Source organism: Nocardia sp. NBC_01499 (assembly GCF_045040275.1).
Taxonomy (GTDB): Bacteria; Actinomycetota; Actinomycetes; order Mycobacteriales; family Mycobacteriaceae; genus Nocardia.
Genome location: NZ_CP109426.1, coordinates 9,562,507 through 9,574,234, shown reverse-complemented (window position 1 = coordinate 9,574,234; position 11,728 = coordinate 9,562,507). Strand labels below are relative to the sequence as shown.

Sequence of the window (11,728 nt, the reverse complement as noted above, 5' to 3'; positions counted from 1 at the left end):
TACGGTGATTTTCGATCCGAATCATTTCCTGGGTCGTGTCGACACACTGGTACACCAGACGCTGGACGCCGACCGCTGGAAACACGTTCCCTACGTACAGGATTCGTTCAGCCCGCCGGCTCTCGCGCGGCGCCTGCACCGAGCCGGCGGCAAGCGAATACGACCACTGCTGGTGTATCACGGGATGACAATGGCGCACCTGCGCGACGAGTACGACCTCGATCGCGGCGTCCGCCTCGCGGCGGCGGTGGAGTTGCTGCATCTGTTCGGGCTGCTGCAGGACGACATCATGGATGACGCGTCGTTGCGGCGCGGGATGCCAACCGCCGCACCGTTCGTGCTCGACGAGCTCGGACTGCGCGCGAGCGAGCACCCCGCCGCGCGGCGGCACGCGAACTCCATCGCGATACTGGCCGGCGATCTCTGTGCGGCCTTGGCCAACGAAATGGTCGCGTCCGAACATCCCGCCATTCGCCGGGTCTGGGCCGAACTGTGCTCGGAAATGGTGCTCGGCCAGTACGCGGATGTCGTTGCCACCGTCACCGGCGAGAGCGATCCCGACCTGCTGCGCCGCATAGCCAGTCTGAAATCGGGCAGATACTCGATCCACCTGCCGCTGAGTCTCGGCGTTCTGGTCGTCGACCACGATCAGGACCTCACCGAACTCGCGCAGGCATGCGAAACCCTCGGTGTGGCTTTCCAACTCGCCGACGATATGCGCGACCATCAGCATTCCGTCACCAGCGGTAAGGATCAACATCTCGATGCGGCGAACGGCCGCATCACCTACGCCGATATGTTCACCGGCACTTCGCAATCCATTCAACGGTCGATCGAAGCCGCGGTGGCGATGCTGCGCAACGTCGGGTTCGACGACCGCCGGCTCGATGATCTACAGACTCTCTTCTGCGGCGTAATTACCACGGCCGCTTAGTATTTCAGGTCGGCAAATCGCCGACCGGTTGGGACATAGCGGAATTCACCTTCCGCGTCACAGTTGTGCGCCAAATCCATTGGGGCCGTTGACAATTGGAGACAAATGCGGCTAGAAATCACACTGATAATGCGATATCCTGATCTTGTTCTCGAAGGAAAAACATTCCACAGAGAGCTGAATGAATATCCCCTGAATAAGCGTGCAACAGCACAGTAGTAGGAGATACGGAAATGGCATCACGATACGTCCGCCCCATGGCTCTGATGGCTGCAGCGGCACCAATGGTCGCGGCTCTCGCACTTCTTCCGGTCGCCCCCGCTCAGGCCGCCGCCGGCGACCTGAGCTGTAAGTCGGCACTCACCCTCAACCTCACGCCGCCATTGAAGGCAGGTGGTACCTCGAATGCCGCGATCAGCGGCAACCTCAGCAATTGTTCGTCGAGCAACGGCCAGCACTCGGACCTCGCCTCGGGCACGCTGAGCGGCACCGGCTCGATGACCGCCACCGCGGCGGCCGATGATCCGTGCGGGCTGGCGCTCACCGGGACCGGGACCGCCGCGATCGCCTGGGCGTCGGGCAGCAAGAGCACCTTCGACCTGAAGTTCTCCCCCGACCTTTCGCTCACCGCCACCGTCACCGACGGTGCGTTGAAAGGTGATGTGATCACGGTGACCATGGATGGCGCCCAGCCGAACCCCGGCTGCGCTACCGATGGTCTCTCGAGCCTCGCTGTGCAGGGATCGATGGCCTTCGCCTGATTCCGTTCGTAGTCACGAGCTGACCGATGCGGCACCCGTCGAGTCCCGGCGGGTGCCGTTCGTCTATCGATCAGGAAATACCGCAAGCCCGCCGCGCACGCAAAACGCTCGGCCGGGAAACCCCAGCCGAGCGTCGGGCCAAGCTACAGATCATCCCGCCTGGTGCATCCGCCACTCGCGCGAGATCGCTCGGAACAGCGGCGGGTACACCAGCCGCTGCCGCAGCGGCGAGATTCCCCACATGTAGAGCTTTCCGAATAAGCCGTTCGGTTTGACCAGCGCTGTCATTTGGGCGTAGTAGTCGCCCTTCTCGTCCTGCACCCAGCCGAGGTGCATCAGCGCGTGCACAGTCGAGTTGGCGACCTCCGCCAGCCATTCGTCGTGGGTCTGATAGACCGACGTGAACGGTGTCACCAGCATGTCCGGCCCACGAACCTCGCGCAGATCGGACGGCAGCCGGTCGCGCAGCGACATCACCCGCTTGCCGAGCCCCTTGTCCGGCTTGTCCCAGCCGAGCAGCGCACCGAGCTTCCAGCGGAAGGACCAGAGCGTTCGGACGATGATGTTGGAGTCGGCGATGGCCGAATCATCGTCGTCGGTCATCTGCCGCACCAGGCGAACGAGATCGTCGGGCCCGCCGTACGTCGGCAGCTTCCACACGTCCTCGACCTCGAAGTCGTCCGTGAACTCGTGCACTCGCCAAGGCCGAGAAGTGTATTCGGTGTTCGGGAGCTTCAGCTTCATTCGTTGACCTCCATCTGTACTACGGGAAACAGTTTCCGGACTGGCCGGGATACGCGCGAGCCAGTTGCGGGACACGTCGATCGCCGTGTCCCGCAACGCCTTCGGCACCACCCGCTCGACGTCACACGCGGGCCGGAACCTCCTTCCGTCGCCGCAGCGCCATCCGCGCACCGCGGTCGGACCTGATCAAAATGCCGCGATGATGCACCCGCTCCGGAGTCATATCGGGACGATGCAGGTCGAAGGTGGACAGCACTACGCGCAGGACAGATTTCATCTCGTCGATCGCGATCTTGTCACCGGGGCACCGAGTGATGTTGCCCCCGAACGGCGCCCAGGTACTCAAATCCAGTTTGGTGTCGAAATACCGTTCGGGACGGAATGCCTTCGGATCGTCGAAATTGCGCTTATCAGTACTAAGCAGGTGGGAACTCGCGAATATGGTATCGCCGGGCTCGTAGAAGACACCGCCGAGCTGGATCGGCTTCATCACCTCGCGAGGCATAAGCATCGGCAGCGGCGGGCGCAGCCGCAGAATCTCATAGCAGACCGCTTGGAGGTAGGCATCGCTGGTGCCCGCATCGATCTCGGCCCGGACGCGATCGAGTTCGGCGGGAAACCGGCTCAGATATTCGAGAGCCCAGGCGACGCTCGACACGGTCGTCTCGGTGCCGGCGAGGAACAGCGTCATGATCTCGTCGCGAAGTTCGACATCGGACAGCTTATGGCCGTCGACCTCGATGGCGAACATCGCCGACAACATATCGTCGCCGAACTCACCGATCGCCCGACGTTCGTTGAACGCCTCGAACAGGAGTTCGTCAGCACGGCGACGGTGCTTCAGGAATGCGCGCAGTCCGGTTTTCGGAATCGCCCGCATCAACCAGTTCGCGAAGGGTGACATCTGCTCGAGCGGGAATGCCGCGGTCATATGGTCGTTGAGCGCGACAACACCCATGATCTCTTCGAACAGTTCGGGCCAGCGCGACGGCGTCACCTTGCCGAAGACGACCTCGCGGATCACCTCCACCGTGAAGCGGTGGATAACCGGGCGCAGCGGCATGACCTGGTCGGTGGGCCAGCGGGGAATGTCGCGTTCGGCGAGCTCCGCGATGGCGGCCGTGATGCGCTTGTATGCCGTGCCTCGGAAACTCGGCAGGAGTTCCTTGCGCCGAGTAATATGCTCGTTCCCGTCGAGAAAGGCGAGACCGGTCCGGCCGAAGAACTTACGGGACACATCATTTCCGTTGCCGGTATGCAGGATATCCGGAGACATCTGGAACATCTCCCTGATATCACCCGGGTCGGAAATGACATACAGGTCGGGTCCTGGCCGCAGTTGCAGCTTGAATCGATGGCCGAGCTGGTCACGGAGCTTCTCGGTGTAATCCGTCTGATACTTCGTGAACAGATACGTCTGTACTATTCCTGGTGCTTTCGGCGCCGGCAGATCAGTCGCCCGCATCGTGATCGGCGGACGCTGCGCGGCATGATCTATCGGGCAACGACCGACGGAAGTCGTCGTGCTCGTACTCATATCCATGATTACCTTCCGTGGATTTCAGAAAAGGTTCTTGTCCCGCAACTTCTTCGACACCTCGATGAAGTTGTGTAATTGCTCGTCGGTGTGAGCGGCATTGATGATGATGCGCAGCACCGCCTGACCTCGCCGAGCCGCCGGATACAGGTAGGGCGGAACCCGGATGCCCTCCTCGAGGTATGCGTGGAAAAGCTCGACGCATCGACGCTCGTCACCGATCACGAGCGAGGAGAAACAGGTCTCGGTGTCGGTGATCGGCAATTCGGCGTCAACCAGCATCTTGCGGAAATCGTCGACCTTCGCCAGGTAGCCGTCGACGATCTCCGGCTCGTCGTAGGCGAGCAGTTTGGTGATGTAGTCCGTGCCCGCCGCCGCAGGCGCCGACATGCCAGCGGTGAATGATCCGGTGCCGGAAAGCAGTTCGAAACTCAAGATGGCGTTCGCGGGCCCGGCGATCAGCCCGCCCTCGAGCCCGACGGCCTTCTTCATCGACACCATGATGAAGTCGGCACGCCGCATACCGGCGTACTCTTGGGCGAATTTGCGGTGGGGCGCACCGTAGAGCAGGAACCCGTTGGCGTCGTCGACATATGACACCGCACCGTATCGTTGGCACACGTCGACCAATTCGTGCATCGGCCCGACCGTTCCGTCGATCGAGTACACCGACTCGAACACCACGACGACCCGCTTGCCCGGCAACCCTTTGAGAACCTCTTCGAGGTTCTCCGCCGAATTGTGCTTGAACGAGAAGATCCGTTCGCCGAACTTCAGGCCCTCCACCGCTTTCCACAACGACCAGTGCGCGTCGCGGTCATAGACGAAGACCACATCTCGGTTCACCATGGCCACACCGGGCATATACGAATGCGTCCCGGACATCGCGTTGATAAAGCCGATGTTCGCCAGGGTGCCGGTCCCGAAACTGATCGCCGCTTCCTTCTGCAGGTACTCGGCTACGGTGGCCTCCATCGCGAGGTGGCCGGGCGAAATACCTTGCACGGTGCGGGATCCGCCGCTGGCCAGGCCATATTTCTTGGTGGCCGCCAGCAGGCAGTTCATCACATCGTCGCGACGCTGGAGGTTCAACATGTTCACCGACGCGAAGTTCGAGACCAGCGTGTCGGTGCCGTGTGTCGCGCCGGGAATGACGTTGGACACCGGCGGTCCGGTAATGCCTGCGGCACGTATGCCTTCGGCGAACTTGTCGAAATTCCAACCGGGCAGGGTAGTCATCGTGAGTAGACCTCGCTTTTCTTCATAAGCTGTTGACTGTGTCGGCCGCGCGTGCCGCATCCGGCCGCGTCCCAGGTCCTCATCCGCTGATGTCCGCAGGCGCCATGGCCTCGGCCTCGGCCTCGATATGCGAAGTGCCGGTTGCCAGTTCGCGCAACCTGTCGAGCAGACCGGCGTCGCGCAGCTCGGCGAGCGGAATCGCGGCAAGCAGGGTGCGGATCTCGTCTTGCTCGGGCGTCTGCGTGCCGACCGAGGCCGACGCCGGTTTCACCAGCGTGAGCAGATGCCGGGCGATCGCCAGGGACGTCGGGTGGTCGAACACGAGGGTGGAGGGCAGTTGCAGGCTGGTGAGCCGGGTGAGCCGGTTGCCGAGTTCGACCGCGCTGAGCGAGTCGAACCCGTAGGACTGCAGTTCGCGCTCCGGATCGAGTGCATCGCCCGCGTCGTGTCCCAACACCGCCGCGACCTGGGCGCGCACCAGATCCAGCACCACTTTCTCCCGGTCCGCCTCGGCAACGCCGGCCAGGCGCTGGTCCAAGGAGCGACCGCCGTCCACACCGGCCGCGGGCGCCCGCACCAACCCGCGCAGCAGCCCAGGCAGCATGCCGCCCGCCGCCTGCCTGCGCAGCGCGGCGTTGTCGAGCCGCACCGGAACCAACAGCGCGGCGTCGAGGCCAAGCGCCTTGTCGAACAACTCGAGCCCGAGCTCGACCGACAGCGAGCGCACGCCCATCCGTTCGAGTCGAGTGATATCGGATTCGTGTAGCCGCGCGGCCATTCCGGCATCACCCGCCCAGAGACCCCACGCCAACGAGGTAGCCGGGAGTCCGTCTGCCCGCCGTTGCGCGGCCAGCGCGTCGAGTGCGGCGTTGGCTGCCGCGTAGTTCGCCTGCCCGGGGCTGCCGATCAACGACGCCACCGAGGAGAACATCACGAACGCGGCCAGACCCCGGTCCTTGGTGAGTTCGTGCAGATGCCATGCGGCGTCGGCCTTCGGTGCCATCGCCCGATTCACCTGATCCGAGGTCATCGACTCGACAACGCCGTCGTCGAGCAGGCCTGCCGCGTGCACGACCGCGCACAATGGTTCGGTCACCGAATCCAGCAGGCGCGCAACCTGATCGCGGTCGGCCACATCACACGCCTCGACCCGCACCTGAGCACCCGAGGCCGCCAGCTCCGCCACCAGTTCCGCGGCCCCCGCCGCGTCCGGACCGCGCCGACTCACCAGAACCAACCGGCGCACATCGTGCTGTTCGACCAGATGTCGAGCCAACAGCGCGCCGAGACCGCCGGTGCCACCGGTGATCAGGACGGTGCCGTCCAGCTCAGGAGCGGTCGGCACGGTCAGCACGACCTTGCCGATATTGCGGCCCTCGCGCAGGAACCGGAAGGCCTCCTTGGCACTGCGCACATCCCAGGACCGCACCGGTCCGAGGTCGATCGCGCCCCGTTCGAAAAGCGCGAGCAGTTCGCGCAGCATCTCCTGGATTCGATCCGGTCCCGACTCCATCAGGTCGAAAGCTCGGTACCGCACGCCCGGATGCGCGCCTGCCACCTCGTCGGCCGCGCGGATGTCGGTCTTGCCGATCTCCAGGAACCGGCCGCCACGCGGCAGCAGGTCCAACGACGCGTCGACGAACCCACCGGCGAGCGAGTTCAGCACCACATCAACACCCTCACCCGCGGTCGTGTCCCGGAACGTGTTGCGAAACTCCAGGTCACGCGACGACGCGAGGTGGTCGTCCGCGACGCCGCGATCCAGCACGGCATCCCATTTCGGGCGGCTCGCCGTCGCGTACACCTCCGCGCCGATGTGGCGGGCCAACTGCACGGCCGCCGAACCGACGCCACCGGCCGCGGCGTGCACAAGCAGCCGCTCCCCGGCCCGCAGATCCGCGAGATCGAACAGGCCTCGGTAAGCAGTGAGGTAGACAATGGGTACCGATGCCGCCTCGGCAAAGGACCAATGCGCCGGCATCGGGGCAAGCATGCGCCGATCCGAGACCGCCACCGGCCCGAACGAGTCCGCGACCAAACCGAAGACCCGGTCGCCCGGCGTCAGGTCGGTGACCTCCGCCCCTACCTCGAGCACAACGCCAGCGGCCTCGGTGCCCATATCCGCCGCGCCGGGGTACATATCGAGCGCGATCAGCACGTCACGGAAGTTAAGGCCCGCGGCCCGCACCGCGATCCGCACGTCGCCCGCGGCCAGCGGACGGTCACCATCGGACGGCAGGACGGCCAGACCGTCCAGCGATCCCTTGGTCGCCGTGGTCAGGCGCCACGCACCGTCCGGCAGCACGGCGGCCTTGGCAAGTCGCGGTGCCGTCAAGCGGCCAGCGCGCAGCGCGAGTTGCGGTTCGTCGAGCCCGGCCACCGATCCCCACTCCGGCTCGCCGGTGTCGTCGAGGTCGACGAGCACGAACCGGCCGGGGTGTTCGGACTGGGCGCTGTGCACCATGCCCCACACCGCGGCCTGGGCGATATCGGTCCGTTCGGTGCCGACCGCCACCGCGCCTTTGGTCACCACGACCAGGCGCGTGTCGACCAACCATTCGCTCACCAGCCACTGCTGCACCAGCGTCAGCGCGTCCGCCGCGGCCTTGCGGGTGCCTGTTGCCGGGTCGCCCGCCGGGGTCTCGACCGTGGCAAGCACCAGGTCCGGCGCGGGCATACCCGTGGCGACCTCGTCCTCGAGCGCGTACAGGTTCGCGAACCGCGCACCGTCGGCCGCGAGATCGCCGAGTACCGCCAGGCGCACCTCGCTCGGTTCGCCGGCCGGGACCGTCACCCAATCGACCTGGTACATGGGCAGTTCGGTGCTCTTGCGCGCCCGCTCGAGCTGCGCGGGATCCACCGTGCGCACGGCGAGCTTGTCGACAGTCAGCACCGGGTCGCCGACCGCACTGATCATCGCGATCCGCACCGCGGACTCGCCCGCCGAGCCGACCCGCACTCGCACGCTGGTCGCGCCGGTCCGGCCGAGTCGAACACCCGACCACGCGAACGGAAGCACCACCGGATCACCGGGCCTGGTGTCGAGCATCCCGATATGCAAGGTGGCGTCGAACAGGGCGGGGTGAATGCCGAATCCGGTAGCGGCTGTACTGTTTTCGGGTAGCGCCACCTCGGCATAGACATCCCCGTCGGCCCGCCATACCGCACGTACGTTCCGGAACAGCGGTCCGTAGTCGAGGCCGTATTCGGTCAGCATCGGGTAAAGCCCCTCCACCGGAACGGCTTCGGCACCGGCGGGTGGCCACTGCAGACCGAAGTCGGTATCGATGTCGGTTTCCGTCTCGGCGGTAAGCGTGCCCCGCGCGTGGCAGGTCAGCGCCGACTCATCGGGGTCGGAGCTCTGCGCACCGGACATAATCGTGATCTCGCGGCGGCCGTTCTCATCCGCCGCGGCTACGGTCACCTGTACCCGCCGCGCCGACCCTTCCTCCAGGACCAGCGGCGCCGCCAGGGTCAGTTCCGCGAGCACCGGGTAACCGAGGTGCCGTCCGGCGGTCAATGCCAGTTCGACCAGGCCGGTGCCGGGAACGAGGGTCACGCCGAGCACGACGTGGTCGCGGGTCCACGGTTGGCTATCGATGGACAGCCGGCCGGTGAACACCCATTCGTCGCGGGTGCCGACTCGGATCGCACCGGCCAGAATCGGATGCTCCAGCGGGTCGAGACCGACCGCGTCGGCCTCGCCGCCCTCACCTCCCGAAACCTGCCAGTACCGTTCGTTCTGGAACGCGTAGGTCGGCAGGTCGACGCGCACAGCTCCGGTACCCGCGTAATAGGCCTGCCAGTCGACGCCGACACCGAAGAGGTGGGCCTGCCCCAGGAATCCGGCGAAGACCTCGCTCTCGCGACGGCGAGCACGCATCGCGGGAACAACCACGACATCCTGGGCACCGAGCCCATCGAGGCTCTGGCGAATCATGGTGGTCAGGGCGGCATCGGGGCCTAGTTCCAGGAACTTTCGAGCACCCAACCCGTACAGAGTCTGCACACCATCGGCGAACCGCACCGCCTGACGCACATGCCTGACCCAATACTCAGGATCGGTCAACTCCGAAGACACCAGCTTGCCGGTCACATTCGACACCACCGGAATCTCTGGCTCATCGAACCGCAGCCCGCTGGCCACCTTCCGGAACTCAGCAAGCATCGGCTCCATCCGCGGCGAATGAAACGCATGCGACACCCGCAACCGAGAGGTCTTACGATCCGCCCACCCTGGCAACCACTCCTCTACCGCATCGGCGTCCCCCGAAACCACCACTGCCCGCGGACCATTCACCGCAGCAATCGCCAACCGACCCACAAACCCGGTCAACGACTCGGCCACTTCCGCCTCACTCGCCGCCACCGCGACCATCGCACCACCGTCGGGCAGTGCACCCATCAACCGGCCGCGTGCCACCACCAACGCACACGCATCAGCAAGCGACAACACCCCGGCAACATGGGCTGCGACGATCTCACCGACCGAATGACCGATCACGAAATCCGGACGTACGCCCAGCGATTCGACCAACCGGAACAACGCAACCTCGACCGCGAACAACGCGACCTGCGTGAACTCCGTCGAATCCAACAGCGCCGCATCCTCGGAATCCGCTGGTGCACTAAGCAATTCACGCAACGACCGACCAAGCAGTGGCTCCGCCTCGGCACACACCGCATCCAAGACTTCAGCGAACCGCGGGAAGGCCTCAGCCAACTCAGCACCCATCCGCGCCCGCTGCGCACCCTGCCCGGTGAACAAGAACGCCGTCTTCCCACCAACCGGCGAACCCTCCACCACAGGCTCACCAGCCGCCAAACCCGCCAAACGAGACAACAGCTCATCCCGATCCGAAGCCACCACCACAGCCCGATGCTCCAACTGAGCCCGCGACGTCACCTCGGAGAAACCCACATCCACCGGCTCGATCTCGGGTCGGCCCGCAACATGCTCGCGCAACCGATCGGCCTGCGCCGCCAACGCGGCCCCGCTGCGAGCCGACACCACCACCGGTGCCACGCCGAGCCGTCGGTCCGCTGGCGCCGCCGGTGTCTCGGCCGCGGCTTCCTCCAGAATGATGTGCGCGTTGGTACCGCTCACGCCGAACGACGACACCGCCGCGCGGCGCGGGCGTTGCGCGACGGTCCAGTCCCTGGCCTCCGTCAACAGCCGGACCGCACCGGACGTCCAGTCGATGTGCGGGGACGGTTCGTCCGCATGCAATGTGGGCGGCAACAGTTCGTGCCGCATCGCCATCACCATCTTGATCACACCGGCCACACCCGCGGCCGCCGACGTGTGCCCGATATTGGATTTGATGGAACCGAGCCACAGCGGATCGTCGGTCCGCTCCTGCCCATAGGTCGCCAGCAGTGCCTGTGCCTCGATCGGGTCACCCAAGGTGGTGCCGGTACCGTGCCCCTCGACCACGTCCACGTCCGCCGGGTTCAGGCCCGCGTTCGCCAGCGCCGCCCGGATCACCCGCTCCTGCGCGGGACCGTTCGGCGCGGTGAGACCGTTGCTCGCACCGTCCTGGTTCACCGCGGTGCCGCGGACCACCGCGAGCACCCGATGGCCGTTACGCCGCGCGTCCGACAGCCGCTCGAGCACGACGGCGCCGACACCGTCGGCGAAGCCGGTGCCGTCGGCGCCCGCCGCATACGATTTGCAGCGGCCATCCGGTGCAAGCCCACGCTGCCGACTGAACTCCACGAACAGGAACGTCCCGGACAGCACGGTCGCGCCACCGACCACTGCCAGCGAGCATTCCCCGGACCGCAGCGCTCGCGCCGCCAGATGCAGCGCCACCGCCGACGAGGAGCACGCGGTGTCGATCGACACCGCGGGCCCCTCCAGTCCGAGGGCATAGGAGATTCGCCCCGACGCCACGCTCGATGACCTACCGGTGAGCCGGTAACCCTCCAGTTCCGGCGCCGCCCCGCTGCCATAGTCGGAGCCGGTCACACCGCAGTACACACCGGTATCGCTGCCCGAAAGCGACGTCGGATCGATACCCGCGCGCTCGAGTGCCTCCCACACCACCGGTAGCAACAACCGCTGCTGCGGATCCATCGCCAACGCCTCGCGAGGACTCACCCCGAAGAACTCCGCGTCGAAGTCACTGACACCGTCGATGAAGCCGCCGCCCTGGGTGTAGAGCTTTCCTGGCCGATCCGGATCCGGGTCGTACAACCGCGCCAGATCCCAGCCGCGGTCACCCGGCAGTTCCGACACGGCGTCACGCCCCGAAGCCACCAGCTTCCACAGCTCATCCGGGGTGGTGACCGCACCGGGATAACGGCAACCCATCCCGACGATCGCCAACGGTTCACTCGACCGGGCCAGGATGCGCCGGTTCTCTTGGCGCAGCCGGTCGGTTTCCTTCAACGATGTCCGGAGCGCCTCGACGAGGTCGTTCTCATTGGTCGGCATATCTCGTGTAACTCCAAGTCAGGCGCCCCGAAGGGCGGATGGATCGGCAACCCTCCGTGGGCAACCGGATCGTT

At 65.5% G+C, this 11,728-nt stretch carries 5 protein-coding genes and 1 pseudogene; 2 read left to right on the top strand and 4 right to left on the bottom strand.

Annotated elements, in window-relative coordinates:
- Positions 1 to 4 precede the first annotated feature (4 nt).
- Both OG203_RS43290 and OG203_RS43285 read left to right on the top strand, forming a co-directional pair.
- Positions 5 to 934, top strand: a complete 930-nt coding sequence (locus tag OG203_RS43290) for a polyprenyl synthetase family protein (RefSeq protein WP_405162991.1) — start codon at positions 5 to 7, stop codon at positions 932 to 934.
- A gap of 257 nt (positions 935 to 1,191) precedes the next feature.
- Complete coding sequence (locus OG203_RS43285) at positions 1,192 to 1,695, top strand: hypothetical protein (RefSeq protein WP_405162990.1); 504 nt, start codon at positions 1,192 to 1,194, stop codon at positions 1,693 to 1,695.
- 150 nt (positions 1,696 to 1,845) lie between these two features.
- Here OG203_RS43285 and OG203_RS43280 read toward each other — a convergent pair whose 3' ends face one another.
- The 4 genes and pseudogenes from OG203_RS43280 to OG203_RS43265 all read right to left on the bottom strand — a co-directional run.
- Positions 1,846 to 2,439 (bottom strand): DUF2867 domain-containing protein, encoded by a 594-nt coding sequence (locus tag OG203_RS43280; RefSeq protein WP_405162989.1) that lies wholly within the window; start codon positions 2,437 to 2,439, stop codon positions 1,846 to 1,848.
- A gap of 121 nt (positions 2,440 to 2,560) precedes the next feature.
- Positions 2,561 to 3,976: a cytochrome P450 gene (locus tag OG203_RS43275; protein WP_405162988.1), complete on the bottom strand. Its 1,416-nt coding sequence runs from the start codon at positions 3,974 to 3,976 to the stop codon at positions 2,561 to 2,563.
- 24 nt (positions 3,977 to 4,000) lie between these two features.
- Complete coding sequence (locus OG203_RS43270; RefSeq protein WP_405162987.1) at positions 4,001 to 5,215, bottom strand: aminotransferase class I/II-fold pyridoxal phosphate-dependent enzyme; 1,215 nt, start codon at positions 5,213 to 5,215, stop codon at positions 4,001 to 4,003.
- A 79-nt stretch (positions 5,216 to 5,294) separates the two neighbouring features.
- Positions 5,295 to 11,657, bottom strand: a pseudogene (locus tag OG203_RS43265) (SDR family NAD(P)-dependent oxidoreductase); the annotation flags it as partial.
- Between the last annotated feature and the right edge of the window lie 71 nt (positions 11,658 to 11,728).

Coding starts and splice junctions, on each gene's coding strand:
- OG203_RS43285 (WP_405162990.1), top strand. CDS start 1,192: ATGGCTCTGATGGCTGCAGCGGCACCAATGGTCGCGGCTCTCGCACTT.
- OG203_RS43280 (WP_405162989.1), bottom strand. CDS start 2,439: ATGAAGCTGAAGCTCCCGAACACCGAATACACTTCTCGGCCTTGGCGA.
- OG203_RS43275 (WP_405162988.1), bottom strand. CDS start 3,976: ATGAGTACGAGCACGACGACTTCCGTCGGTCGTTGCCCGATAGATCAT.
- OG203_RS43270 (WP_405162987.1), bottom strand. CDS start 5,215: ATGACTACCCTGCCCGGTTGGAATTTCGACAAGTTCGCCGAAGGCATA.